This window comes from Brevibacterium jeotgali (genome assembly GCF_900169175.1).
Classification (GTDB): domain Bacteria; phylum Actinomycetota; class Actinomycetes; order Actinomycetales; family Brevibacteriaceae; genus Brevibacterium; species Brevibacterium jeotgali.
In genome coordinates this window covers 126,728-152,312 of the sequence record NZ_FXZM01000005.1, presented here as the reverse complement: position 1 = coordinate 152,312, position 25,585 = coordinate 126,728, and the positions used below count along the sequence as shown (strand labels likewise).

Below are 25,585 nucleotides of genomic sequence, written 5' to 3'. Positions count from 1 at the left end.
ATTCGTCTCCAGCGGCAGGAGCGCTGTGGCGGGGAGACTCCCACGACAGTACAAACACAACCTGGACATGTCCGCATTCCTGTGAGTTCCCGGAGGCGACCCAGGTGAGAAGCGGAGGGAGGCTCAGAGACCACTGGAGTGACGCTCGGGAACTGCGGGATCGCGCTGCTGTCCAGGCTCGAGGAGTAGCCTGAGGCATGATGCGCAGACACCATAAGCCCCTTCCGAAGGCGGATCTCGAGGGGTACGCCACCCACCCGGATCCCGCCCAGCTGGCCGAACTCGCGCACGCTGCGGCCTCGCTCCTGGTCTACGGGAACACCGAGGGCGCGCCCGCCGCTGCCGACGACGCCGACCGCGCCGCCCGTGACGATGCGGCGACGAGCCGCTTCGTCCACCTGGCCGACGAGATCGGCCTCGAGGCGATCGCGGAGATCTGGGCCTCAGCGCCCGCCGTGTCGCTGCCCGGCGTCCTCTGGCGGCTCTATGCCCTGCGCGAATGGATCATCCGCAATCCTCGGCGATCGGCAGAGGAGTACATGACCGGACGCACTGTGTCCCGGGCCGAGGGCCTGGGCGGTCGCATCCGCGTCGACGCGTATCTGGCGGAGCTGGTGGCGGGGATCGAGGATCCTCCCGGCCCCGATGAGGTCGTCCGCGCTGCGGACGAGATCCTCGCCGGGGCCTTCCGCGGCGACTTCACCATGGCCCTGCTGCGGGCCGCCGCCTTCGCCGAGGTCGCCGCCGCCGGCCGCTGGGAGCTGGGCAGGCAGGACGACTCGCGGGCGTTCGAGCAGCTTGCGACCGACCTCACCTCCTCAGCGCGCTCGCATCGCGCGCACGAACTGGCGTGAGACCACTGGCGTGATGTCTGCGGCACGAGTCGTTAGACTGGTGCCGTGGCCTTCGGGCCACACCGGGTGTCGGGCTGCTGAAGCCCCGGGCTCCAACACACGCCGCTTCGAGCGGCCTAACGCCGAGAGGCGCTCTCAGTCCGGCACCCACCCCATTTTCCGAATCAGCGAGGATGGTCTTCCTGTGCGCCTGCGCCGTACGTCTCACGAGGCGGAGTACTTCACGCACCTCACCGCCATCTCCTCCAGCCTGCGGCAGAGCAGCCTGATCCTCGCGGAGCTGTCCGGCATCCCCGTCGAGGAGCGCCGCGAGGCAGCCGGTCGACTGGCAGCCGTCTCCGATGAGGCGGATGCGGCGGAAGCGGCGGTGCTGCGGGCTCTGCGGGAGAACTACGCGACGCCGATCGACCGCGACGCCCTCTATCGCCTCACCAACTCGCTGTGCCAGTCGACGCACCGGCTCGAATCCGTGGGCTTCGCTCTGTCGTCCTCCGCCTTCGAAGATCTCCCCGTGGGTGTGCTCGAGATGCTCGCCCTGCTGTCGAATGCGACGGACCAGACGCACAGCATGCTCAAGCGGCTGCCGGGCAAGCCGGATCAGTGGCAGTACGTGGAAGCGATGTCACGGCTCTTCTACCGGGCGGAGGCCCTGCACCTGCAGGTGTCCGACGCGGTGCCCGCGGCGCGGAGGGGGCTGGCGTACCTGGCTGCGGCGACCCTGCTGGGGCAGACGTTCTACGAGTCGGCCCGTTCCTTCACCTCCATCGGCACAGTCGTGGCCGAAATCGCCGTCCGCGAATCCTGAGCGGGGAACGTGGAGCTCCTCTTCGTCGTCGCGGTCGTCTCCGTCACCGCGTTCGCCTTCGTCAACGGCTTCCATGATGCGGGTGCCACAGTCGGCAACGCCGTCGCGAACCGTGCGCTGAGTCCCCGCATCGCACTGTGGCTGTCAGGAGCCTTCAACTTCATCGGTGCACTCCTGGGCCAGGGAGTCGCCCTGGCAGTCGCGGAGAACACGGTGTCGCTGCCTCACGACCCGCACGGCATCCTCTCCGTCATCGTCGCGGGCATGACCGCGGCGACGGCGTGGGGGATCGTGACCTATCTGCTGGCCGTGCCCGTGTCGTCCTCCTACAGCCTGGTGGGCGGGGTGCTGGGAGCGGGCCTGGTGTACGGAGCCGTCGCCGACTTCGAGGGCATGCTCATGCGGCTCATCCTGCCGCTTCTGACCGCACCGCTCGTCGTGCTGGGCCTGTCCGCTCTGGTCACTGCCGTCGTCACCCGTCTCGCAGCGACGTCTGCGCCCAAGCCGCTGTTCCGCACTGCGCGGGCGGCGGACGCGGTGATGACGGGGCTCCTGTCCTTGGGTCACGGAGTGCAGGACGCGCAGAAGTCCGCTGCCGTGCTCGCGATGGCGGTCCTCGCCTATGAGGGGATCGACTTCGCGGCGGGGGAGGACACGACGGTCGGCTGGCCGGTCCGGCTCCTCATCGCGACGGCACTGGCTGTCGGCACCGTCACCTCAGGCTGGCGGGTCGCTCGTACGGTCGCGGTGCGGATGGTGAAGCTCGATCCGCTCAAGTCCGTCATCGCGAACGGCGTCGCAGCGACCACCACACTCGTGTCGGCCTTCGCCGTCGCGGTGCCCGTCTCGATCGTCTACACCGTGTCCGCGGCGAACGTCGGCACGCAGTTCTCCGGCAGGCGGGGCCACATCCGCACACGGTTCCTCTACCCGGTCATCGGCGCCGCACTGCTGGGGATCCCCGTGCCGGCGGTCCTGGGCGCGGCGCTCGCAGGACTGCTCATCCTCATGGGCGTCTGAGCAGGTCGGGTCACAGAGGTGCGGCCGGCTCAGACGGGTGCACCTGACCGCGTGGCCGCCCTGCTGGGCTGCACAGTCGTGCTGAACGACAGGGAGTCGTGCTGAATGACGGAGACGGGACCGGACGCTGGGTCCGGCCCCGTCTCCCTCATTCGGCCCGTCGGGTCAGCTGTCCCGTCGGATCATCCGAAGCGGCCGGAGATGTAGTTGAGCGTCTGCTCGTTCTCCGGGTTCTGGAAGATCGTCTTGGTGTCCGCGTACTCGATGAGCTGGCCCGGCTGACCGGTCCCCTGGATGTTGAAGAACGCGGTCTTGTCCGCCACGCGTGCGGCCTGCTGCATGTTGTGCGTGACGATGACGACCGTGTAGTCCTCCTTGAGCTGGTTGATGAGGTCCTCGACGGCCAGAGTGGAGATCGGGTCGAGCGCAGAGCACGGCTCGTCCATGAGGATGACGGACGGTTCGACGGCCACCGTGCGGGCGATGCAGAGGCGCTGCTGCTGGCCGCCCGACAGCCCGGAGCCCGGCTTGTCGAGGCGGTCCTTGACCTCGTTCCACAGGTTCGCGCCGCGCAGCGACTTCTCCAGGATCGCATCCGCGTCGGACTTCGACAGGCGCGTGCCGTTGAGCTTGTAGCCGGCGAGCACGTTCTCACGGATGGACATCGTGGGGAACGGATTGGGGCGCTGGAAGACCATGCCCACTTCCGCGCGGATGGTCACCGGGTCCACGCCGGCGTCGTAGATGTTGTCACCGTCCAGGAGGATCTTGCCGTCGGCGTATGCGCCGGGCAGCACCTCATGCATGCGGTTGATCGTGCGGAGGAAGGTTGTCTTACCGCACCCGGACGGACCGATGAAGGCCGTGACGGCCCGCGGCTCGATGCGGATGTTCACATCCTGGACGGCGAGGAAGCTGCCGTAGTAGACGTTGAGGTCGACTGCGTCGATGCGCTTTGCCATGGGTCTTCGTTCCTTTGCTTCTGTGCCTGCTCGTGCCTGCTCGTGCCTGCTCGCGCCTGGGTCAGCGCCCGGTCTTCGTCGGCGCGAATGCCTTGGCGACGATGCGGGCGATGAGGTTGAGCAGCATCACGATGACGATGAGCACGAGCGCGGCGGCCCATGCACGCAGCTCCGACGGCAGCGGAGCGCCGGGAGCTGTCGGGTTGATGAGCTGACGATAGATGTAGACGGGCAGCGCCGTCATCCAGCCGTTGAACGGGTTCCAGGTCGTCGTGGCGAGGAAGCCCGCGGTGACGAGGATCGGAGCGGTCTCACCTGCGACGCGGGCGATCGCGAGGGTCACGCCGGAGGCGATGCCGGAGATCGATGTGGGGAGGACGACCTTCATGATCGTCTGCCACTTGCGGACGCCCAGGGCGTACGATGCCTCGCGCAGCTCGTTCGGCACGACGCGGAGCATCTCCTCCGTCGACCGGACGACGACCGGAATCATGAGCACGGACAGGGCGATCGACGCGGTGAGTCCCATCTTGACCATCTGGAGCTGGGCAGGACCGGTTCCGATGAACGTCGTGACGAACAGCTGGACGGCTGCGAACGCGAAGAGACCGGCGACGATCGACGGGATGCCCGTCATGACGTCGACGAAGAAGGTGATGGAGCGCGCGAACAGGCCGCCCCGGCTGTATTCGGTCAGATAGATCGAGGCCATGAGACCGATCGGCACGGAGATGAGCGTGGCGAGCACGGTGATCATGAGCGTGCCGATGAGACCGTGGACGAACCCGCCGGCGAGTGATTCTCCCTCATCCACCGTGGCCTGGTCCGTGGCCCCGTTGGTCGTGCTCATGTCCTCTGTCAACAGGCTCGGATTGGCGATGAGCGTGGGCAGTCCCTGCGCGAACACCGTCCAGAGGAGGGACACCAGCGGGATGAGTGCGACGACGAATGCCGCCCACACCAGGTTGCGCCACAGGCCGTCCGTCGCACGGCGCCTGTTCTCCATCACGCGGGTCGTCACGTACATGCCGATGACGTACAGGATGGCGGAGAAGATGAGCCACCCCGTGACGGAGAAGCCCTCACCTCCGAGCACGACGGTGATGCCCGCACCGACGACGAGGGCACCGGCGAGCACGACGGCCCACACCCAGCGCGGCTTCTGACCCGCGGTGAAGGCGTTGCCGTTCCTCGAGGACTTGCCGTTCTTCGACGCCTTCGGGTCGGGGGAGGCCCCCTCGACTGTCTTCTTCACTGCTGTCGACATCAGTTGGCTCCCGAGAATTCCTTGTTGCGGTTGACGATCGCGCGGGCGACCATGTTCACCGCAAGCGTGATGATGAAGAGCATGAGGCCGGCCGCGACGAGTTCGGACTGGCGCATGCCGAACGCCTCAGGGAAGTTGAGCGCGATCTCCGACGGGATGGTCTGATTGCCCGACGAGATGAGGCTGAGCGTGAAGACGCCGCCGGACAGGACGAGGGTGACGGCCATGGTCTCACCCAGCGCGCGGCCCAGTCCCAGCATGACGGAGGAGATGATGCCCGCGCGGGCGAAGGGGAAGACGGTCATCCTGATCATCTCCCACTGCGTCGCCCCCAGTGCCAGAGCCGCCTCTTCGTGCAGCTTGGGGGTCTGGAGGAAGATCTCACGGCAGAGCGCCGTGATGATCGGCAGGATCATCACGGCGAGTACGACTCCGGAGGTGAGCAGCGTACGCCCCGTCGTGGACGGATCGCCGGAGAAGAAGGGGATGAAGCCGAGCACGTCGTGCAGCCAGCCGTAGACCGGCACGAGCGCGGTGGAGAGCGTGAGCATGCCCCACGCGCCGTAGACGACCGAGGGGATCGCGGCCAGCAGGTCGATCACGTAGCCGACCGGCGTCGAGATGCGCCGCGGTGCGTAGTGCGAGATGTACAGCGCGATCCCGATGGCGACCGGCGTCGCGATGAGGATGGCGATGAACGAGGCCATGATCGTGCCACCGATGAGCGGGACGACGTAGACCCAGAAGTTGTCCGCGCTGCTGATCGAGTCCTGGTCGGAGAACAGCGTGGGCGCCAGCGCGGGCAGCGATTCGGTGACGAGGAAGATCGCGACGAACGCGAGCACCACGAGGATGAGTGCGCCGGCGCCGTACGACAGACCGGCGAAGATCTTGTCCCCGGAGGCATTCCCCGATGACTTCGTGATGGGTGAGGACTTGGGGTCCCTCGCTTCGGTGACCTGCTCAGTCACGATGACTCCCCTCGGAGTTCGGCAGTCCGGAACGGAGCTCCGGAACCATGGTGGAACTGTGAATCATGGGCATCGAGCAACGGACACGACGCTGCCGCCGGTCCACTGTGTGAGTGAACCGGCGGCAGTGCCGATGCCAGTTCGGAGCCTATATCAGCCCTGGACTGCGATGCTGTCGATGCGCTCGGCTGCGGCGGTGCGCGTCTCGTCGGAGATCGGCGCGGAGCCGGCCGAATCCTCGGCGGCCGTCTGGCCCTCCTCGGAGATGATGTACTGGCCGAACGCCTGCGCGAGGTCAGCGGTCTCCTGGTCCTGGTACTGCTGGCAGAAGATGTGGTAGGAGACGAGGACGATCGGGTAGACGCCGGCCTCCTCCGTCGCGCGGTCGAGCTCGACCGATCCGTCTTCCTTCGTCTCCGAGGCCTCGACGGCCTGCGAGGCGGCGTCAGCGGAGTACTCGACGTACTCGCCGCCCACGCCCACCGCGACGGTGCCCAGATCGCCGACCTGCGAGGCGTCCGCGTAGGTGATCGCGCCGTCGGTGCTGCCCGCCAGCGACACGACGCCGGACGTCTGCTGAGCGGATTCCGCGGCGATGTCGGACGGCCAGGTCTCGACCTCGTCGTACTCCCAGGCGTCTCCGGCCGCTTCGTTGAGGTACGCGGTGAAGTTCTCCGTGGTGCCGGAGTCGTCGGAGCGGTGCACGACGGTGATCGGCGTGTCGGGCAGCTCGGTGCCCTCGTTCTGCTCCGCGATCGCGTCGTCGTTCCACTCGGTGATCTCACCGGCGAAGACCTGAGCGATGGTCTCCGCATCCATGTTCACGGTGTCGACGCCCTCGAGGTTGAAGGCGACCGCGACGGGGGAGATGTAGGACGGGACGTGGAAGATGCCCTCAGGACCGCAGACCGATGCGGCCTGCTCCTGCTCATCCTCGTCCATCGCGGCGTCTGAACCGGCGAACGAGTACTGGCCCGCGAGGAAGCCCTCGCGGCCGGCGCCGGAGCCGACCGGGTCGTAGTTCACGGTGAGATCGGGGGAGACCTCGGTGACGCCCTGGGTCCACGCGGTCATCGCGGCCTCCTGCGACGACGCGCCGCCGCCGATCAGAGTGCCGGAGACGGAACCGGCGTCCGCTGCGGGCTCGCCGCCTTCGCCGTTGCCGGATCCTCCGCCGCAGGCGGAGAGGGTGAGTGCGCCAGCTGCGAGGACTGCTGCAGCGGTACTGAAACGCTTGAGCTTCACGTGGGTGCCTTTCGCTCCATGTGTAAGGGGCATCCGGGGAGAGTTCCCAGGTGCAGGGGATACCCCTCTGAGTGCGGTCTCTACGCTACGAGTGCAGTATGACTCGAAAGGGAGTCGAATGTGAACGGCCGGTGAACGAGGTGCCCGGCGTCTGGGATCCTCGTCACACCAGGGGATCGTCGCCGTGGTCACGCGTGACGCAGGTCATGTGTCGATCGGCCGGTAGCGCTCGAACTCGACGATGCGGGGGACCGCGCCGGGGCGCACGTACGCGACCAGGATCTCGCCGGGATTCATGAAGGGATCGCGCGGCGGGAGGCGTTCAGCGAGCCCTGCCGGCGAGTGATCTGCGAGAACCTCGAGGACGGTCGGCAGGACCGGGCGGTGCGTGCACAGCGCGGTCGGGACGCCCTTCACGAGGATCTTCTCCAGCACCGCGCGGGTCTTCTGCGGGTTCTGCGCGTTCGCCTTCTCACTGAGCGTCGTGCGCTTGCGGATGCTCTTCCCCGTCGCGGCGGACAGCGGTGCGAGCGTGGCCACGCACCGCTTCCACGGGCTGGAGACGAGCCTCTTGAGGTGCCACGCGGACAGCAGTCCCGTGAGCGCCAGCGACTGGCGCGTGCCGATCGCCAGCAGGGGTCGCTCATGCTCGATCTCGTGCCACTTGGCGCGGGGGAATGCCTTCCCGTGCCGCACGATGATGAAGGGCCATGCCCGCAGGGTCCCCGTGGAATGCGCGTGGACGACCTTGTCGAGCTGCTCCCGATCGTCGAAGCGTGTGAGCATGGCCTTCGCCCGAGCCGCGGTCACCCAGCGGATCTCGTCGATCTCTCGGGGATTCTGCACGGTGCCGGTGGGCTTCCCGGTGACCTCCGCGGCCCAGTAGGACACGTGCTTGCGCAGCGCCTTGCCCACGGTGTAGCGGGCGCTGGGCAGCGGCAGACCGAGGGTGACCGAGTACCCGGTCTCCTCGAGCACCTCGCGGACAGCGGCCTCGGGCAGGGTCTCGCCCTTGTCGACCTTGCCCTTGGGCCAGGACCAGTCCCGGTAGCGGGGACGGTGGACCAGCAGCACCTCGAGCTCCCCGGCCCGGTCCCGCCACAGGACGCATCCGGCGGCGAGGACGTCCGCATGCAGATGCGCAGACTCTCCGGCGTTGCTCACCGGTGAGGGGCTCATCCGCGCTGCCTCGACCAGCGGTGACGGTGGACTCGGTGGAGAGCGGTCTGATAGTCGGCGAGCGGTGCGCCGTGCGCATCGAGGGACGAACGGGTCCACAGGCCGTCGCCATCGAGGTCGAAGCGTGCGGTGTCTTCGGTGAACGCGAGTTCGAAGAGCTGCCGTGCCTCATCGATGTGCCGCGGGTCCTGCAGGTGCACGAGGGCCTCGACGCGTCGGTCCAGATTGCGATGCATGAGGTCCGCGGAGCCGATGTACGCCTCCGTGCGCTCGTAGTCGTCGCCGTACTCGAAGACGTACACCCGCGAGTGCTCGAGGAACCGGCCCAGGATCGACCGCACCCGGATGTTTTCGCTGAGTCCCGGGATGCCGGGGCGGATCGCGCAGATCCCCCGGACGAACAGCTGGACGCTCACTCCCGCGCGGGATGCGAGGTAGAGGTGATCGATGATCTGCTCGTCGACGATCGAGTTCACCTTGATGCGGATGCGGGCGCGCTCACCGGCGCGTGCGCGCGTCGTGGCCTCGATGATGTGCTCGAGCAGGCCGTCGCGCACACGCGCAGGCGCCACGAGCAGGCGGGAGTAGGTGGTGCCGGGTGCCAGGCCGGACAGCTGATTGAACAGCTTCGCGATGTCTTCGCCCAGCTGCGGATCAGCGGTGAGCAGACCCATGTCCTCGTAGCCGCGCGCGGTCTTCGGGTGGTAGTTGCCGGTGCCCACGTGGCCGTAGCGGCGCAGCCCGCCCGCTTCGTGGCGGACGACCAGGCAGAGCTTCGCGTGCGTCTTGAGCCCCACGATGCCGTACACGACGTGGACCCCGGCCCGTTCGAGCTTGCGGGCCCACGTGATGTTGTTGGCCTCGTCGAACCGGGCCTTGATCTCCACGACCGCCAGAACCTGCTTGCCGGCCTGTGCCGCCTCGATCAGGGCGTCGACGATCGGGGAGTCTCCGCTGGTGCGGTAGAGCGACTGCTTGATCGCGACGACGTGCGGATCCTGCGCCGCCTGCTCGATGAAGGCCTGCACGCTCGTGGAGAAGGACTCATAGGGGTGCTGCACGAGGATCTCGCGCTCCCTCAGGGCGCCGAAGACATCGGGCTGCTCGGACGATTCGGCCTCGGCCAGGTCGCGGCTGACGATCGGCACGGCCTTCCCGAAGTGGAGGTCGTCCCGCGGGACGTCGGCGATGATGGCGAGCCCGCGCAGGTCGAGCGGGGTCGGCAGCTCGTAGATCTCCGATTCGTCGATCGCCAGCTCGTTCACGAGCAGCTCGCGCACGCGCGGGTGCATGTCCTCGGTGATCTCAAGGCGGACGGCGGGCCCGAAGCGGCGCCTCTCCAGTTCCTTCTCGAGTGCCTTGAGGAGGTTCTCCGCGTCGTCCTCCTCGACTTCGAGGTCCTCGTTGCGCGTGATCCGGAAGCACGCGGCGGACACGATCTCCATACCTTCGAACAGGGAGTCGAGGTGCGCGGTGATGACGTCCTCGATCGGCAGGTACCGGGCGGGCGTCTCCGGGCTCACGGGAGCCTCTGCGCCGGGCGTGTGCGCAGTCGAGGAACCGGTGCCCTCGAACTCGGACACGTTGATGAACCGCGGCAGGACCGGAGGCACCTTGACGCGGGCGAAGTGCTCCGCGCCGGATCGCGGATGCCGCAGCACCACGCCCAGGTTGAGGGAGAGCCCCGACACGTACGGGAAGGGGTGGGCGGGATCCACCGCCAGAGGCGTGAGGACCGGGAACACCCGTTCGCTGAAGAGCTCCGAGACCCCGTCGAGCTCCGAGGCCGTGAGGTCGTCGAGGCCGACGACGAAGATCCCCTCCGCCTCGAGGCGGGGGGTGATGTCGTCGCGGTAGAGCTCCGCGTGGCGACGCACGAGGCCGCGGGCGGTCTTCGTGATCGAGCGCATCGCGGTGCGCGGCTGCGTTCCCGTGACCGACGCCACGGCGAGCCCGGTCGAGATCCGCCGCTTGAGCCCCGCGACGCGGACCATGAAGAACTCGTCGAGGTTGGAGGCGAAGATCGACAGGAAATTGGCGCGCTCGAGCAGCGGCAGAGTCGTGTCTGCGGCCATGTCCAGGACACGCTCGTTGAAGGCCAGCCAGGACAGCTCGCGATCCAGGAACCGGTCTGCGGCGGCGGGGAGATCGTGCTCCACGCCGAAGGTCGTCACGTCATACGTCTCATGGTTCATGGGGGCGCTCCGGCGGCTCGTAGCTCACGTGGACAACCGTACGTGAGAACCCGACATCCCTGTACAGCGGCAGGGCCTTCTCGTTGTCGCTCTCGACGTACAGTTCGATCGCCTCCGCGCCGTCCGCGATCATCCGCGCCATGCCCTCGACGAGCAGGGCCCGGCCCAGCCCGCGCGCATGCACCTCGGGGTCGACGCCGATGACGTGAACCTCGCCCATCGCGAGGCCGGACGGGTGAGTGGCATGCCGCTTCGTCTCGTGGAAGCCCAGGACCCTGCCGTCGGCGGTCCGCTCGGCGATGACGACAGTGCTGGGGTCGAAGTCCGGTTCCCCGGTCCGTCGGCGGTAGTCCGCGGGATCCTGACCCCCCTGTTCGGGATGCCAGCTGAACGCGGCGTTGTTCACCGCGGCCCAGGCCTCCGCGTCATCGGCTCGTACGTCGCGCAGCACCACCCCCTCCGGTGCATTCAGCGCGGGCAGCTCGGGCACTCCCTCGGTCGTGAGCTGCAGCAGCTCACGAGCTCGGCGGCGTCCGGACTCCTCCGCGAGGCGGTACGCAGCTGGATGGTCGCCGTGCGACCAGAACCAGGGGTCACCGCCCGAGGCGCGGGCCGCTTCGGCGAGAGCGGTGACGAGAGCGCGGCCCAGGCCTCGGCGGCGGTGCTCTGGAGCCACAGCGGCCTCGGCCGCCCAGCGCTCGCCCTGCAGAGCCGCGACTCCGACGCCCGCCAGGGGGGCGTCGGGTGAGCCCGAGTCGCCTGCGGCGGCCTTGCCTCCGGTCGTCTCATCGTCGGTGGCCTCGGCGATCCCGAGGATCACGGCAGTGCCGTCGGCCGCTGCCTCGAGGAGCCCGTCGGAGATCGGCGGGATGCCGTCGGACTGCGTCGCGGCGGCCAGCACCGCCTGTGCGGCGTCCAGGGACGACAGGGCGATCGTGCGGGGTGAACCGGCGGGCGTCGGGGCGTTGGTGTCAGTCATCTGCGTCCTCCAAGTCGTCGTGCTCGCGCACGCTGCGCGGGATGTGCCGCGGCGAGAAGCGGCATCCGAGGCGGTGCACCGTGCGGAACCTCGGATCGGGCTCGATTCCGAGCGCGGGGTCGGCTCGGGTCCGCCCTGCTCTGCTCTGTTCCCAGCGTGGCCCTCCGTCGCCGGATATGCACGTCGACCGGTGGGCCGCCTGCCGGGTGGGCCGGTCGATGGGTGGGCAGCCAGGTGGGGCGTCTGACCTGTCCGCGGGCAGACGAGCCGATGGGCAGTGGGATTCCGTCCGTGTCGGATGTCACGAGTGTAGTCGTGCCCGACGTGCGGATTCCCTGTGCCCGGTGCGCGCCGATGCGACGTTGAGCGCCGGGTGTTGCAGGATGGAGGGGTGTTGAGATGGATGCGAGTCGCGATCGCCGTGTGCCTGACCCTGGTGCTCGGCGCCTCGACCTTCGTGGGCGAGTTCCTGCTGAAGCCGTCGATGGCCTTCGCCCCGGGGGCGGTGCTCGTCATGCTGGTCTTCGCCTACGGCTGGCCCCGCCTGACGGACTCGCCGCAGCCGCGGGCGACGTCGATCATGCTGGCTGTCTTCGGCGGGGCGGGCGTCGTCGCGACCGTGCTCGCTGACGAGGGGCCCTTCCTCGAATGGCTGCCCATCCTGGTCGGGATGGGGCTCCTGTGGGCGTTCGTGCAGAACCTGACGCGCGGAATCGGAGCCTCCCACGCGACGGTGAACGTGTCGGCTCAAGTCGCCGGACTCGCCATCACACTGTCCGCCGCCACGTGGGTGGCGGCGTTCCGGCTCACGAACGACCACACGACGATCCTGTCGGGGCTCGTCGCGGTCGTCCTCGCGCTCGCCGCGACGGCACTTCCCTGGCCGGCCCGCTACACGTCGCCGCTCGCGGTCGTCGCAGGCACCCTGGGTGGTCTGGTCGCGGCCGTCGCCGTCGGCGGGGATTCGGCGGCGCTCGTGCTGGCCGGCGGTCTGGGCGCGGTCATGGGCGTCCTCGCGGCAGCTGTGGACCGACTCCTGGGACTCATCGCGGAATCGAAGTACCAGGCTGCGGCTCTGACCGAGGCGCGTCGTCGGGACAAGGCGAGGCTCTTTGCGGTCCACGCCTCTCTGGGGGCCGCGCCCATCGCCCTGGGCGGTGTGGTCGTCTACGTCCTCACCCGCGTCGCCGGCCCCGTCTGAGGGGAGCGCCCTCCCGGTGTGAGCGCGTCCCCGCGCTGGGATAGACTGCCGCGCATGGAGGAATACACCGGACTTGTCCTGTTCTTTGAATCTCTCGTCGTGCTCGCCGGCCTGGGTGCCATGGCCGTGGGCGTCAAGGTCGTGGCCAGCCTGTTCAAGGTGAAGCGCTGACCCATGCCCGTCGAGATCCCGGTCGACCTGCAGCCTGAGCTCGTCCCGCTCGCATGGCTGATCGGCACGTGGGAGGGCCACGGCGCAGTCGTCTACACCGATGCCGAGGAGCGGCGCGTGTTCCAGCGCGCCGAATTCTCGATCGAGGGCGACCAGCCGTACCTGCTCTACACCTGCCGCACGTGGTTCGACGAGGCTGATCCCACCCCCGGCGCGCTGCTGGGCGTGGAGACCGGCATCTGGCAGCTGGCCCGTCCCCGCGGGGACCACGACACCGGCCCCGGGCTCATGCCACCCAGCGCTGACACCCCCTACACCACCGCCGCGGCGGTCGAGGAGCTCCGCACGGAGCGCGACGACTTCGACATCGAAGTGGCGCTCGCCTATCCCCACGGGCTCATGGAGCACTACGCGGGGCGGATCGCGGGACCGCGCGTCGACCTCGTCTCCGACGGTGGGGTGAAGACCCCGAACGCACTGGACTACCGGGCGTCCAGCCGCATGTACGGGCTGGTCGAGGGCCGCCTCATGTGGGTGTGGGAGATGGCCGCGAACGGCCACGACCCCGCTTCCCACGTCTCTGCTGACCTGCAGCGCACCTCGCCTTCAGTCCTGGACTGACGCACCGGTGCTCCCGTGAACGGGTGGACTGCGGTGAACGGGTGGGCCGCCGGCCCGGGGGCCGCCCCTCCTGCAGATGGTCGTCGCCGCCGGCCCGGACTGCTCGTGTCCGCGGTGATCATCGTCCTGACGCTGGGACTGGTCGCCGCCGCATGCGCCGTCACCGTGATGAAGCGCGTCGACCGCCTCTCGACCGCTCTGGATGCGGCGACGGAGAGCTCCGAGACCCTCTTCGCAACACTGCTCACCGACCCCGCGACGGCAGAGGCGGAGCTCGTGGCGGTGCGCTCCGCTCTGGATGACGCACAGGACGAGTTCGCCGCCTTCCCGATGCCCCAGCTGGGCTGGGTCCCGGGTCTGCGCGACGACCTCGACGCCGCGGATGAAGCACTCACAGTCGCGGACACGCTGGTCGACGAGGTGGCGCCCACTCTCATCGACGTCGCCACGGTCGTCGATCTCGAGACGGGTTCCCTGCGGAACCCTGCCACCGTGGGGTGGGGAGCGTCGTTCGGCTCGATCGGCGACATCGCGACGGAGGGAGCAGAGGCGCTCGACTCGCTGTGCGCTGCCGCGGACTCCCTCGATGCGGTCGATCTGTCCGGAGTGATGGACGCCGTCTCCCACTCGATCGACGACTTCCGCACCTCGGTGCGCGATGCCTGTGACGACGCGTCGGAATACGGGCCGGTGCTCGAGGCATTGGACTCAGGGGGAGACCTGCTGACACAGCTGGTCGATGACATGAGGGATGACGTGTCGGGGCTCGAGGACGCCCTCCGCGACATCATCGGATGACGGGGCGGACCTCGCCGCCACGACGAAGGAGCCGCACTATGAGCACACCCAAGAATTCTCTGATCTTCCCGCGGTCCTCCGCGGTCTACGGCGCGGGGGAGCACGCGGGCGAGGTGGCGCACTTCGGGATGCCCCTGCGCGAGCAGCGACAGCTGGCCGACGGCGCGGCGATCGCGGACCTGTCCGCCACGCGCGTCTTCCGCTTCGAGGGGGCCGACCGCCTCACCTTCCTCAACACGCTCACGTCGCAGAAGGTCGACGCGCTCGAGCCGCATGTCTCGACGGAGACGCTCGTGCTCTCACCCACCGGGCACATCGAGGGCTGGCTGCGGCTGATCGACGACGGAGAGGTCCTGTGGGCGCTCTCCGACGTCCGCACCGACGAGGCGATCGACTTCCTCGACCGCATGCGGTTCATGATGCGCGTCGAGATCATCGACGTGACCGACTCCTTCCAGGCGGTGGGCTTCATCGGCGCACCGCCGGAGGAGCTCGCGACCGCGGTCGTGTGGAACGACCCCTGGCCGGCGATCGGTGCGGGATCCACCTCCTATGCCGCGATCGACCTGGGCGCGCGGGTCGCCTCCGATGACCATCCGGGTGCTGACATCGACTTCCGCATCGCCGTCGTCGACCGCGCTGTGCTGCGCGACTGGCGACACGACGGGCTTGCCGTCGCCGGCCGTGAGTCGTGGGATGCGCTGCGCGTCGAGGCGTGGCGCCCGGCCGCACCGGAGGTCGACCACCGCGCGCTCGTCGGTGAGCTCGACGTGCTGCGGACAGCCGTCCACCTCGAGAAGGGCTGCTATCGCGGGCAGGAGGCCGTCGCCCGCGTGCACAATCTGGGGCAGCCGCCCCGCCGGATCGTCTTCCTCCACCTCGACGGGTCGGGGCACATCGTGCCGGATTCCGGCTCCGAGGTCCGGGCCGAGGTGCGCGGTGCCATGCGGTCCGTGGGCCACGTGACGACATCGGCGCTCCACTGGGAGCTGGGGCCCGTCGCCCTGGCCGTCATCAAGCGCGGCGTGGACCCGGAGGCCCCGCTGCACGTCGTGGTGAAGGGTGCCGAGGGTCAGGGTGCCGCGACCGCAGGGCAGCACGAGCCCGCGGAGCCGGAGGAGCTGGTCGTGGCCGCGCAGGACCAGATCGTCGTGTCGAAGAGGGAGCCGTCGGGCCCGCGTGTGCAGAGGAACCCTGCCGTCGACCAGCGTCGTCTCTGACCCCCGGCGGGGAGTGCCGCCGGACGCCCGTGCGCGGCGGGGGCCGGCGGTCGGAAAGTGGTGACAGGGGCCTCGGGCGGGGGATATGTTCGTCGTATGACTCAGCTGGAGAAGGGCGGCCCTTCGCTGCCGCAGGAACGCAAGATCGTCACAGCCATCCCAGGACCCCGGTCGCAGGAGATCGAGGAGCGGCGGAAGAAGGCGGTCGCACCCGGCGTGGCCTCGGGAATGCCCGCCTACGTCGTCGCAGCCGGCGGCGGCATCCTCAAGGACGCGGACGGCAACCAGATCGTCGATCTGGGCTCCGGCATCGCGGTCACGACCGTCGGCAACTCGAACGAGCGGGTGGTGGCACATGCGAAGGAGCAGCTCGACGCCTTCACGCACACGTGCTTCATGGTGAACCCGTACGAGTCGTACATCGAGGTCGCAGAAGCCCTCAATCGTCTGACCCCCGGTGACCACGAGAAGCGGACCGTGCTGCTGAACTCAGGTGCGGAGGCGGTGGAGAACGCGGTGAAGATCGCACGCGTCCACACGAAGCGGAACGCCGTCGTCGTGTTCGACCACGCCTACCACGGCCGCACGAACCTCACGATGGCGATGACGTCGAAGGTCGCGCCCTACAAGAAGGGATTCGGGCCGTTCGCGGGCGAGGTCTACCGCGCGCCCATGTCGTACCCGTACCGCGATGATGCGGCAGCGGGTACGAAGGTGTCCGGCGAGGACGCGGCGCAGCGGGTGATCAGCATGATCGACAAGCAGGTCGGGGCGGACGACGTCGCCGCGATCGTCATCGAGCCGATCCAGGGCGAGGGCGGCTTCATCGTGCCGGCCGACGGCTTCCTGCCCGCGATCGTCGAGTACGCGCGTGAGAACGGCATCGTCTTCGTCGCGGATGAGGTCCAGGCGGGCTTCGCGCGGACGGGGAGGATGTTCGCGTCGGAGCACGAGGACATCGTCCCGGACATCGTCACGACGGCGAAGGGCATCGCGGGCGGACTGCCGCTCGCCGCGGTGACCGGACGCGCGGAGATCATGGACGCGGTGGGCGGCGGCGGCCTGGGCGGTACGTACGGCGGCAATCCTGCGGCGGTCGCCGCAGCGCTGGGCGCCCTCGAATCCTATGAGCAGGACGGGCTGGTCGAGCGAGCCGTCGAGATCGGTGAGATCCTCGTCCGCCGTATCGAGGCGCTGCAGGCGAAGCACCCGGAGATCGGGGACGTGCGCGGCCGGGGCGCGATGCAGGCCATCGAGCTGGTGCAGCGCGACTCGATCGATCCGCACCCCGGCCTCGCGAAGGCGATCGCCGATCATGCCGCGGCGAATGCGGTGCTCGTGCTGGTGACCGGCACGTTCGGCAACGTCCTGCGCTTCCTCCCGCCGCTGTCCATCAGCGATGAGCTGCTGAATGAGGCGTTCGACGTGCTCGAGGAGGGCTTCGCGAACGCCCTGGCCTGACGTTCGCGCCGGCTGACTGCGCAGGGCGGGCGACGGTTGCCCACGACTGGCGACGGCTGGCGACGGCCCGAGCGACCTCAGCCTTTCAGCGGGCGACGGGCGTAGTACGCCGCGAGGACCGCACCGGACACGTTGTGCCACACGGAGAAGACCGCGCCGGGCAGCGCCGCTGTGGGCTCGGTCGGGAAGTGGGTCTGCGCGAGGGACGAGGCCAGCCCGGAGTTCTGGAGTCCGACCTCGAACGACAGTGCACGGCGGCCCGCCGCGTCCAGGCCTGCGGCCCGCGCCGCGACGTAGCCCAGCAGCAGTCCGACTCCGTTGTGCAGCACGACTGCCAGGAGCACCAGCGCGCCGGCCTGCAGCAGCGATCCCGCGGATCCTGCCACCACGACGGCCACGACGTAGGCGATCGCGATCGTCGACAGCCACGGCAGGACCGGCCCCAGCAGATCGATGAGGCGGGAGAAGAGCGCCCGCACGACGACGCCGCCGATCACCGGCAGCAGCACGGTCTGGACGATGGACACCATCATGGAGCCGGCCGACACGTCCATGTACGAACCCGCGAGCCACAGTGTGAGGATCGGGGTGAGGAGAGGCGCGAGCAGCGTCGACACGGTCGTGACGGAGACGGAGAGGGCGACGTCGCCCTTCGCCAGATAGGTGACGACGTTCGAGGCGGTCCCGCCCGGAGCGCATCCGACGAGGATGACACCGATCGCCAGGGCGGGCGGCAGCCCCAGCGCCTGCGCGATGAGCCACCCGGCCAGCGGCATGGCGATGAACTGGCTGCCGGTGCCCAGCAGGATGACCCAGGGGCGCTTCGCGATGCGCGTGAAGTCGGGCAGCGTGAGCGTGACGCCCATGAAGAACATGATGACGCCGAGGCCCCACGGGATCGTCGGTGCCAGTGGGCTGATCGAGTCGGATCCGAAGAAGCCGACGATCCCGCCGGCGATGACGAGCAGCGGGAACACCGTCACCGCGATCCGCGCGTTCCGCTCCGTGAGCTTCTGCGCCTCGGGGTCCACCGGACCGCTCTGGCCGACGTCCGCATCTCTTCCGACGGCCGACTCCCTGCTCTCGTCCTCCACGCTGCCTCCTCCATCGACGTCTGCTGCACGACCAGATCGCGCACGGCGCGCACAGGTTATAGCAGTGCCCACTGCACTCGCGGACGGATTCCAACGGGCGATACGCGGACTCCGCGTCGGGATGAACCCCACCTGCCTCGGTGTTGCCACGGGCATGACGACTTCGCCTGCCCTCTCGCTCCTCGACCTCATCTCCGTCAGACAGGGCCAGACGACCGGCCAAGCCCTCGCCGCGTCGAAGGAACTGGTCGAGTCCGCGGACAGGCTGGGCTTCACCCGCTACTGGGTGGCGGAGCACCACAATATGCCGGCCGTGGCCTCGACCAGCCCCGCGACGGAACTCATGCACCTGGGGCAGGGCACCTCGCGCATCCGGCTGGGGTCCGGCGGCGTGATGCTGCCCAACCACGCACCGCTCGCAGTGGCGGAGCAGTTCGCGCTGCTCACCGCCGTCTACGGCGATCGCATCGACCTGGGCCTGGGGCGCGCGCCCGGCACGGATCCGTACACCTCGGCCGCGATGCGCGGGCACCTGGGCGAGGGGCAGCTCGTCGATCGCGAGGGGAACCGCATCGATCCGGTCGAGCAGTTCCCGCAGCACATCGTCGACATCCAGGCACTGCTGTCGCCTGCCGGTGCCGCGTTCCCCGTGCACGGCGGCAGACAGCACGTCATGCACGCATCCCCGCGCGTCGACGAGGCGGCGCAGGTGTGGCTGCTGGGCTCCAGCGGCTATTCGGCCCAGCTCGCCGCCGCACTCGGGCTGCCGTACGTCTTCGCCAATCACTTCGCCGGCCGCGGCACCTCCGCCGCGATGGACCTCTACCGCGAATCGTTCACGCCGACAGAGCACGGCGAGGAGCCGCGGACGTTCGTGACGGTCAACGCCGCCGTCGGCGCGACCACCCAGGAGGCGTGGGACCTCGTCCAGCCGTTCGTCTATCAGATGGGGCAGCTGCGGATCGGTCCTGAGCTCCAGGCGCAGCGCCTCGTCGGGGACGACGTCGAGTCCGTCATGACGGAGGGGCACCGCCGGATCGGTGAATCGATGTGGGACTCCTGGGCGGTGGGCACCGCCGCCGAGGTCGCCGATCGCCTGCGCGGGATCGCCCAGGAGTTCGGTGTGGACGAGATCATGATCCAGCCGATCGCCGGAGCCGGCCCTGACGATCCGATCGACAGGGTGCCTGCTCGTGTGCGGACGGTGGAGGCGCTTGCCGCCGAGTTCGGCCTCGAGCGCTCCTGAGGTCGTCGAACGGTTTACGCGGCGGGAGCCCAGCCGCTACTCTCGACGGTGAGACGGTGTCTTCCCCCATGCACCTGGACCGACCGCTGTGCGGTCGGTGCTGACCGAAAAGAGAATCCTGTGAAAGCGAAAGCACTTCTGCCCGTCCTCGGGCTGTGCGCGACAGCGCTCATCGCACAGCCCGCCCTTGCAAGCACCGGACCGGACATGTCCGGCGCCGCCGATGACGGCGTCGCCCTGCGTGCCGAATCCAGCGGAGAGATCGGAAAGGGCGACACGGCGTTCGTCAACGTCACATCCGCGACAGTCTGGACGTCGCCCGACTCTCCTCGCTCCGTCGACGCCCCCGCGACGACGGCCCCTGTCGACCTCGACGCCTGGAACAGGGCGCTGTCGTCGACGGAGAACCGACGCGGACTCACCGGCCTCGTGCAGACCCAGGCCCCCTACGGCGCAGAACTGACTGTGCTCGCTGTGCAGGGCACATGGGCGAAGGTCGCTGTCGCGGACCAGTCCAGCCCCAAGGAGGACCGCGGATACCCGGGCTGGGTGCCGAAGGCGCAGATCGTGGAGAACGACCGATTCGTCGAACTCAGCGAGGACCAGCCCACAGCCGTCGTCACCGCTCGCACCGCAGACCTCGACGGCGTCCAGTACGCCGACCTGCCGGGCGATGAGACGCCGGAGGCGACGATCAATGTCGAGCTGCCCCTCCTCTCGCAGGATGTCGAGGACGTCCGTGTGGCGCTGCCGGGCGGCGGCGCCGCGTGGATCGACTACGACGACGTCCGCATCGACGACCCTGACCACGACTTCACCGTCCCGGAGCCCTCGCGGTCCGACCTCGTGAGGACGGCGGAGCAGTTCGAGGGCCTGCGCTACCTGTGGGGCGGTGTGAGCCCGTACGGCTTCGACTGCTCGGGCTTCACCCACACGGTGTTCCGCGCGCACGGCATCGACATCGCACGCGATGCAGGCGACCAGCAGAAGCAGGGCGATGCCGTGAAGCAGTCGAACCTGAAGAAGGGCGACCTCCTCTTCTTCGCCTCGGGCGGATCAGGACGCGCCCACCACGTCGGGATGTACGTGGGCGACGGCAAGATGATCCACGCTCCGAATGCGGCGAAGTCCGTCGAGGTCGTCGACTGGAAGTCGTGGGACAGCGGCGGCCAGTTCGTCGAGTCCCGCCGCTACCTCTGACAGTCCTCCGCAGCTGACGAAGCTCCGACCTCTCGAAGGGTCGGAGCTTCGTCGTCGCGTCCAGCAGTGCACCGCCGCAGCGTTCAGCCGGCGCTGGCCTCACCGTGCAGCCGCATCGCGCGCTGCAGGTCGTCCAGCGCTTCGATGAGCAGTCGACGCTGTGCCGCGGGAGCGTCGGGGTGCTGCTGCAGCCAGTCCTCAGTGCGCGATGCCACGCGACGCGGCCGTGATGACCAGTCGGGGTACAGGCCGACGACCAGGCGGCGGGAGATCTCGATGGGACGTGTCGACCAGAACTCCTCGAGCAGTGAGAAGTAGTCGTCGACGCAGTCTTCCATCATGGGGTGCGGCGCCGGCGCATTGAGTCCGCCGATCCGGGCCGACAGCATGTCGTTGCTGAGCGACGTGTCCCGTGTCGCCTCGCCCCATGCCGTCCGGCGGGCGATGGCCAGGGGGCGCGCGGCTCGCACCATCGCCGCGTTCACGGCGCCGGAGCCGGTGCGGTCCAGCCCCGCCTCCGCGTCGATGTCCTCGATGTCCGCCCACCCCAGCACGACGAGGGCACGCAGCGCCATCCACCGGAGTGCGTGATCGACGACCAGTCCGGGCGCGATATCCGTGAGTGCCGCGCCGGGCTGGGTCTGCAGCACGAGCGAGGCGAATCCGCGCCCCGCGGCCACGGTGCGGTCCGATCCACGGGCGCCGGCCGTCCGCGCGCACAGCCCCATGGCGAACCGCGCGAGGCTCAGCTGCCGGTCCGAGCCCGCCGGCTCCGTCTCCAGAGCCTCGAGGACGGCATCGAGCACTGCCGCGACCGCGTCGATCCTCTCTGCGGCGGGCAGCCAGCGATCGAGTGCGGTGCTGAGTGTCCCCATGACGGAGGACAGGATCCCGGGATGGTCCTCCGTCATGAGCAGTCCAGTGGCCGCTCGGAGGTAGGCGGGGACGGGCATGACGCCGTCGCGCACAGCATTCGCGAACGCAGAGATGACGATCGCCCGGTCCAGCGGATCGAGGTCTGCTGCGCGACGGGCGGCCGTCTGCTCCGAGACCTCGTCCAGCCGCACCTTCGCGTAGTCCTGATCGCCGTGGTTGAGCAGGAGCAGTACCGGCCGGTGCAGTCCGACGAGGTCCGGCAGCTCAGTCGACTCGTCCGCCGCTTCGACGTCCCATGTCCGCGTGAGACGAAGACCGCCGCCGAGGTCGTCGCCGCCTCCCGCGCTCCGGGCACCTGCGACGTCGGCACCCTCCACCTCGGTATCGGTCGGATCGGCGCTCGACCCCGCGTCGAACGCAGCGAGTGTGAGGCGGTGCGGTCGCAGGACGCCCGGCTCGCCGTGCGGGGCGAACCCGTCACGCTGCACGAGGTGCGCCGAGGAGATCGTCCCCTCCTGGTCCTCGATCTCCAGCCGCAGCTCCGAGGTGCCGCGGGTCTGCAGCCACGCGGCCGCCCATGCCCGGACATCGCGGTCCGGCGCCGCCTCATCGAGAGCCGCCAGGAAGTCCTCCAGCCGCGCGCTGCCGTAGGCGTGCGCGTCGAAGTACGCGTTCGAACCAGCGAGGAACGCCTCCTCGCCGACGTACTCGACGAGCGCCTTGAGGACGGACGCCCCCTTCGCATACGTGATGCCGTCGAAGTTCAGCTTCGCGGCCTCGACGTCGGGGATCTCCGCGACGATCGGATGCGATGTGGGGTACTGGTCCTGCCGGTAGGCCCAGTCCTTGCGGCGCAGAGCGAAGCTCACCCAGCCGTCGGAGTACTCCGTGGCCGATGCCAGCGCGTGGCCGCCCATGAAGTCCGCGAACGACTCCTTGAGCCACAGATCGTCCCACCACGTCATGGTGACGAGGTCGCCGAACCACATGTGCGCCATCTCGTGGAGGATCGTGTTCGCGCGGGCCTCGCGATCTGCACGGGTGGCGCGATCGCGGTGGATGTAGTGGTCTGTGAACGTCACGAGACCGGGGTTCTCCATCGCACCGAGGTTGTACTCCGGCACGAAGATCTGGTCGTACTTCCCCCACGGGTACGCCGTGCGGAAGATGCTGTGGAAGAAGTCCAGCCCCTGCCCCGTGACGCGCAGGATGTCTTCCGCGTCGACGTACGGGGCGAGCGACTTCCGGACGTGGACGCCCAGCGGGATGACCTCGCCCGTCCGTGCGACCCGGTGCTCCCCCGTGACCTCTGCATAGGGGCCGGCGCACACGCAGGTGAGGTAGGACGACATCGGCAGGGTGCGGGCGAACCGGTGCATGCGGACGGGGCCGTGGGCGGGGCGGGTGCCCGCGGCCTCGGCGGACAGGTCTGTGACCGATTCCGCGGCGGTGTTGTTCAGCACCGTCCACGCGGCGGGCGCGAGCACCTGGAAGGTGTACGCGGCCTTGAGGTCGGGCTGGTCGAAGACGGCCGCGACGCGGCGGGCGTCCGTGGGCTCGTACTGGGTGTACAGGTAGGTGAGACCGTCGGCGGGGTCGACGAATCGGTGCATCCCCTCGCCGGACCGGGAGTAGGCGGCATCGGCCAGGACGATCAGCCGGTTGGGCCCCTCCTGGACGGAGAAGCGGATGCGGGTGCCGTCGAAGACCTCGGCGGGGTCGAGCGCCGTACCGTTGATCGACACCGCGCGCACGGACGGGGCGATGAGATCGATGAACGTGGAGCCGTTCGCACGGGCGGTGAGGTCCACGGTCGTGCGGCTGCCGAATGTCGTGACCCGTGGGTCGGCGGCGCCGGAGAGGTCGAGGTCGACGGCGTAGTGCTCGACGGTGAGCAGCGTGCTGCGAGCCTCGGCTTCGGCCCTGGTCAGGTTGGTCGTCATAGTCGTCACGGTGGCGTGTTCCCCTCTCCTCCCCGGTGCCGAAAGCATGCCACACCCCCTCCGCCGTTCCTGCACCGGGACGAGGTGTCTGGTATCCGCTCCGCACGAGCCGAAGGTGCGCAGGGGAACGGGCTTCGATGCGTGCTGGACGATGCCGACCTGGATAGAGTGGCCGCGTGGGTGCGAAAGGGCGTATGCGCAGATGGACCGCCACAACGGGGCTGGTCCTGCGCAACCGTGTGCGCATGGGGACGCGTCGTCTGCGCCTGAACATCAGTCAGGTGCTCCAGCTGACGGTCGCCGCGACGTTCGCCTACGGATTCTGCGTCTACGTCCTCGGCCACAGCGCCCCGTTCTTCGCAGCCGTCGCGGCGGTCGTGGGGATCGGCCCGATGATGGATCGGCGGCTGCGCCGCTCGATGGAGATCGGCTTCGGCGCGGTTCTGGGAGTGCTGTTCGGCGACCTGTTCGTCCACATCTTCGGAGGCGGACTCTGGCAGCTGGCCGTCATGCTGTTCACCGCCGTGTGCCTGGGCATGTTCATGAACTCCGGTGCCATCTTCGTCACCCAGCTGGGTGTCCAGTCGATCTACATCGTCACCGTTCCGGCGGAGTTGTCCGCGGGGGCGTTCTCCCGGACGACGGATGCCCTCGTGGGCGCGTCGACCGCGGTGCTCCTGGCGTTCATCACCCCGTCCGACGCGCGCAAGCGTCCTCGTGACCAGGCCGCGAATCTGCTCGAGGAGATCACGATCCTCCTGCGGGAGGCCGCGGATTCACTGCGGAACGCGGATGCGGATGCCGCCCGCCGCGCGCTGTCCCGCGCCAGGGATTCCCAGCAGTACGTCGACTCGTGGCGGGCCGCCCTGCGCATCTCCGAGGAGGCGGCGCGCATCAACGCCCGGTCGCGTCGCTATGTCGCCGAGGTCTCCCGCCTCGCCCGCGCGTGCGAGTTCGCGGACAGGTCGATGCGTATGATCCGCGTGGTCCTCCGCAGGGCCGTCTCCGTGTCGGAGAACGGGGAGTCGGACCCGACCCTGTCGGAGGCGATGTCGCAGATGGCGGATGCCTCCCGGGTGCTGCGGACAGCGCTGCTGGAGGGGAAGGACCGGGCCGAGGCCGAACGGATCTACACGGAGGTCGCCGGCACCCTGCGGCCCACCGTCGCCATGCACGAGGACATCGAGCAGACCACGATGCTCCTGCTCCTGCGCCCCCTGGTGGTCGACCTCCTCCAGGCGGCCGGTGCATCCGCGGCGGAGGCGAACGCGGCGCTGCCGACACTCGAGGTCGAGCCGGAGACCGGCACCCTCCGTGTCGTCGAGGACGATGCGAAGCCGCGGGGTGCGGCGGGCACGGCCGCGGCAGAGGCGATCGCGGACACGTCCGGTGCATTGGGCGCGGACGGGCCCGCGCTCGAGGCGGCGGAAGGGTCGGAGGCACAGCAGGCTCGCCTCGCCGGGAACCACCGCAGGCAGGCGCAGACGCCGGATGCCGACGACCCTGGGCCCGAGGTCGCAGTCCTGCCCGTCGTCCCCGACCCCTCCCGGCGGGGTCGGGCAGGGGCCGAAGAGGGCCGTGCGGATGAGACGGGGACCGACCGTGAGGACTACTGACTGAGGGCGACTGACTGAGGGCGACCGCCTCAGGATGATTCGACGATGCACACGGCCATCGTGCCCGGGGCCAGCGCCTCGTACGCGTGGACCCCGTCACCGGCGTGGCGCGCGTAGTCGCCGGCGGTCAGGTCGATCGAATCGTCGTCTACGGTGAGGCGCAGCGCGCCGGTGGAGACGACGAGGTGCTCGATCGTGCCGACGGGGTGCGGCTGGGCGACGCGGGCGGCGCCGGGCTCCATCTGCACGAGGAAGACATCGCGGCGTGCATGCGGCGGGCAGGCGGACAGCAGGGCCGCGGAATACTCCGCATCCGTCGACGGCAGGGGCATCGCCTCACCTCTGCGTATCACGGACAGGGGCGGGCGATCCGTCTCGAGGAGTCGCGAGATCTGGACGTCCAGCGCGGTCGCGATCGCCCAGAGCGTCTCCACACTGGGGTTGCCGTCGCCGCTCTCCAGCTGCGACAGGGTCGACTTGCCGATGCCGGCGCGCTTGGCGGTCTCCGACAGGCTGAGGCCGTGTCGCTCCCGCTCGCGCTTCAGCGCGTGGGCGAGCCGGCTCATGGGGGAGCCCCCGTGCAGCGTCTCCGTGCCTCCGTCCATGCCGACCATCCTACCCTCCGTTCCACACACAGCCCGATCGTTCTGTTGACGGAACG

General features: G+C 69.2%; 21 protein-coding genes. 11 read left to right on the top strand and 10 right to left on the bottom strand.

The annotated features are described in order from the left end of the window. Positions 1-197: 197 nt before the first annotated feature. From BJEO58_RS06705 to BJEO58_RS06695, 3 genes are all read left to right on the top strand, one after another. Positions 198-854 (top strand): hypothetical protein, encoded by a 657-nt coding sequence (locus tag BJEO58_RS06705; protein WP_246076126.1) that lies wholly within the window; start codon positions 198-200, stop codon positions 852-854. Between the two features lie 184 nt (positions 855-1,038). Further along, positions 1,039-1,659 (top strand): DUF47 family protein, encoded by a 621-nt coding sequence (locus BJEO58_RS06700; protein WP_101588701.1) that lies wholly within the window; start codon positions 1,039-1,041, stop codon positions 1,657-1,659. Positions 1,660-1,668: 9 nt separating this feature from the next. After that, positions 1,669-2,679, top strand: a complete 1,011-nt coding sequence (locus BJEO58_RS06695) for an inorganic phosphate transporter (protein ID WP_101588700.1) — start codon at positions 1,669-1,671, stop codon at positions 2,677-2,679. Between the two features lie 182 nt (positions 2,680-2,861). Here the strand turns inward: BJEO58_RS06695 and pstB are convergent, their stop codons facing one another. From pstB to mshD, 7 genes are all read right to left on the bottom strand, one after another. Beyond that, the gene (gene pstB, locus BJEO58_RS06690; protein WP_101588699.1) at positions 2,862-3,641 is read right to left on the bottom strand and encodes a phosphate ABC transporter ATP-binding protein PstB; all 780 of its coding nucleotides are present in this window, start codon (positions 3,639-3,641) and stop codon (positions 2,862-2,864) included. Positions 3,642-3,702: 61 nt separating this feature from the next. Then, complete coding sequence (gene pstA / locus BJEO58_RS06685) at positions 3,703-4,908, bottom strand: phosphate ABC transporter permease PstA (protein ID WP_101588698.1); 1,206 nt, start codon at positions 4,906-4,908, stop codon at positions 3,703-3,705. After that, positions 4,908-5,879 carry a phosphate ABC transporter permease subunit PstC gene (gene pstC / locus BJEO58_RS06680; protein ID WP_101588697.1) on the bottom strand — a complete coding sequence of 324 codons (972 nt, stop codon included), beginning with the start codon at positions 5,877-5,879 and terminating at the stop codon, positions 4,908-4,910. The genes pstA and pstC overlap by 1 nt, the downstream gene beginning before the upstream one ends. A 153-nt stretch (positions 5,880-6,032) precedes the next feature. Beyond that, the gene (locus BJEO58_RS06675; protein WP_101588696.1) at positions 6,033-7,124 is read right to left on the bottom strand and encodes a phosphate ABC transporter substrate-binding protein PstS; all 1,092 of its coding nucleotides are present in this window, start codon (positions 7,122-7,124) and stop codon (positions 6,033-6,035) included. 204 nt (positions 7,125-7,328) lie between these two features. Continuing rightward, positions 7,329-8,288 carry an NUDIX hydrolase gene (locus BJEO58_RS06670; RefSeq protein WP_308297858.1) on the bottom strand — a complete coding sequence of 320 codons (960 nt, stop codon included), beginning with the start codon at positions 8,286-8,288 and terminating at the stop codon, positions 7,329-7,331. An 11-nt stretch (positions 8,289-8,299) separates the two neighbouring features. Continuing rightward, complete coding sequence (locus tag BJEO58_RS06665) at positions 8,300-10,498, bottom strand: RNA degradosome polyphosphate kinase (protein ID WP_101588694.1); 2,199 nt, start codon at positions 10,496-10,498, stop codon at positions 8,300-8,302. After that, entirely contained in the window at positions 10,488-11,477 is a 990-nt protein-coding gene (gene mshD / locus BJEO58_RS06660; RefSeq protein WP_180951855.1) for a mycothiol synthase, read from the bottom strand. Before mshD ends, BJEO58_RS06665 begins: the two co-directional genes overlap by 11 nt. Before the next feature lie 403 nt (positions 11,478-11,880). Here mshD and BJEO58_RS06655 point away from each other — a divergent pair, with 403 nt between their 5' ends. The 5 genes from BJEO58_RS06655 to gabT all read left to right on the top strand — a co-directional run bounded on the left by BJEO58_RS06655 (position 11,881) and on the right by gabT (position 16,949). Next, the gene (locus BJEO58_RS06655) at positions 11,881-12,678 is read left to right on the top strand and encodes an ammonia permease (RefSeq protein WP_101588693.1); all 798 of its coding nucleotides are present in this window, start codon (positions 11,881-11,883) and stop codon (positions 12,676-12,678) included. A 174-nt stretch (positions 12,679-12,852) separates the two neighbouring features. Continuing rightward, positions 12,853-13,470, top strand: a complete 618-nt coding sequence (locus BJEO58_RS06650) for a heme-binding beta-barrel domain-containing protein (protein WP_101588692.1) — start codon at positions 12,853-12,855, stop codon at positions 13,468-13,470. Between the two features lie 15 nt (positions 13,471-13,485). Then, positions 13,486-14,268: a hypothetical protein gene (locus tag BJEO58_RS06645; protein ID WP_144573894.1), complete on the top strand. Its 783-nt coding sequence runs from the start codon at positions 13,486-13,488 to the stop codon at positions 14,266-14,268. Between the two features lie 38 nt (positions 14,269-14,306). After that, positions 14,307-15,488: a CAF17-like 4Fe-4S cluster assembly/insertion protein YgfZ gene (gene ygfZ, locus BJEO58_RS06640; RefSeq protein WP_101588690.1), complete on the top strand. Its 1,182-nt coding sequence runs from the start codon at positions 14,307-14,309 to the stop codon at positions 15,486-15,488. A 96-nt stretch (positions 15,489-15,584) separates the two neighbouring features. Continuing rightward, complete coding sequence (gene gabT / locus BJEO58_RS06635) at positions 15,585-16,949, top strand: 4-aminobutyrate--2-oxoglutarate transaminase (protein ID WP_101588689.1); 1,365 nt, start codon at positions 15,585-15,587, stop codon at positions 16,947-16,949. Positions 16,950-17,026: 77 nt separating this feature from the next. Here gabT and BJEO58_RS06630 read toward each other — a convergent pair whose 3' ends face one another. Beyond that, complete coding sequence (locus tag BJEO58_RS06630; RefSeq protein ID WP_373270409.1) at positions 17,027-18,043, bottom strand: bile acid:sodium symporter family protein; 1,017 nt, start codon at positions 18,041-18,043, stop codon at positions 17,027-17,029. A gap of 154 nt (positions 18,044-18,197) precedes the next feature. On the opposite strand from BJEO58_RS06630, the gene BJEO58_RS06625 reads away from it, so the two are divergent. Next, positions 18,198-19,289 (top strand): LLM class flavin-dependent oxidoreductase, encoded by a 1,092-nt coding sequence (locus tag BJEO58_RS06625; protein ID WP_101588688.1) that lies wholly within the window; start codon positions 18,198-18,200, stop codon positions 19,287-19,289. 120 nt (positions 19,290-19,409) lie between these two features. Continuing rightward, on the top strand, positions 19,410-20,489 hold the full coding sequence (locus BJEO58_RS06620; RefSeq protein WP_101588687.1) for a C40 family peptidase: 1,080 nt from the start codon (positions 19,410-19,412) through the stop codon (positions 20,487-20,489). Positions 20,490-20,572: 83 nt separating this feature from the next. On the opposite strand, the gene pepN is transcribed toward BJEO58_RS06620, so the two are convergent. Beyond that, on the bottom strand, positions 20,573-23,308 hold the full coding sequence (pepN, locus tag BJEO58_RS06615) for an aminopeptidase N (protein WP_101588686.1): 2,736 nt from the start codon (positions 23,306-23,308) through the stop codon (positions 20,573-20,575). Between the two features lie 194 nt (positions 23,309-23,502). On the opposite strand from pepN, the gene BJEO58_RS06610 reads away from it, so the two are divergent. Continuing rightward, positions 23,503-24,924 (top strand): FUSC family protein, encoded by a 1,422-nt coding sequence (locus tag BJEO58_RS06610; protein ID WP_246076128.1) that lies wholly within the window; start codon positions 23,503-23,505, stop codon positions 24,922-24,924. A 29-nt stretch (positions 24,925-24,953) separates the two neighbouring features. On the opposite strand, the gene BJEO58_RS06605 is transcribed toward BJEO58_RS06610, so the two are convergent. Next, positions 24,954-25,529: a helix-turn-helix domain-containing protein gene (locus tag BJEO58_RS06605; protein WP_246076129.1), complete on the bottom strand. Its 576-nt coding sequence runs from the start codon at positions 25,527-25,529 to the stop codon at positions 24,954-24,956. Between the last annotated feature and the right edge of the window lie 56 nt (positions 25,530-25,585).

Bases quoted from the DNA above. Each gene is read 5' to 3' on its own strand.
- BJEO58_RS06705 (WP_246076126.1), top strand. From the start codon at position 198: ATGATGCGCAGACACCATAAGCCCCTTCCGAAGGCGGATCTCGAGGGG.
- pstB (WP_101588699.1), bottom strand. From the start codon at position 3,641: ATGGCAAAGCGCATCGACGCAGTCGACCTCAACGTCTACTACGGCAGC.
- pstA (WP_101588698.1), bottom strand. From the start codon at position 4,908: ATGTCGACAGCAGTGAAGAAGACAGTCGAGGGGGCCTCCCCCGACCCG.
- BJEO58_RS06665 (WP_101588694.1), bottom strand. From the start codon at position 10,498: ATGAACCATGAGACGTATGACGTGACGACCTTCGGCGTGGAGCACGAT.
- mshD (WP_180951855.1), bottom strand. From the start codon at position 11,477: ATGACTGACACCAACGCCCCGACGCCCGCCGGTTCACCCCGCACGATC.
- BJEO58_RS06655 (WP_101588693.1), top strand. From the start codon at position 11,881: ATGCGAGTCGCGATCGCCGTGTGCCTGACCCTGGTGCTCGGCGCCTCG.
- BJEO58_RS06650 (WP_101588692.1), top strand. From the start codon at position 12,853: ATGCCCGTCGAGATCCCGGTCGACCTGCAGCCTGAGCTCGTCCCGCTC.
- ygfZ (WP_101588690.1), top strand. From the start codon at position 14,307: ATGAGCACACCCAAGAATTCTCTGATCTTCCCGCGGTCCTCCGCGGTC.
- gabT (WP_101588689.1), top strand. From the start codon at position 15,585: ATGACTCAGCTGGAGAAGGGCGGCCCTTCGCTGCCGCAGGAACGCAAG.
- BJEO58_RS06625 (WP_101588688.1), top strand. From the start codon at position 18,198: ATGACGACTTCGCCTGCCCTCTCGCTCCTCGACCTCATCTCCGTCAGA.
- pepN (WP_101588686.1), bottom strand. From the start codon at position 23,308: ATGACGACCAACCTGACCAGGGCCGAAGCCGAGGCTCGCAGCACGCTG.
- BJEO58_RS06610 (WP_246076128.1), top strand. From the start codon at position 23,503: ATGCGCAGATGGACCGCCACAACGGGGCTGGTCCTGCGCAACCGTGTG.
- BJEO58_RS06605 (WP_246076129.1), bottom strand. From the start codon at position 25,529: ATGGACGGAGGCACGGAGACGCTGCACGGGGGCTCCCCCATGAGCCGG.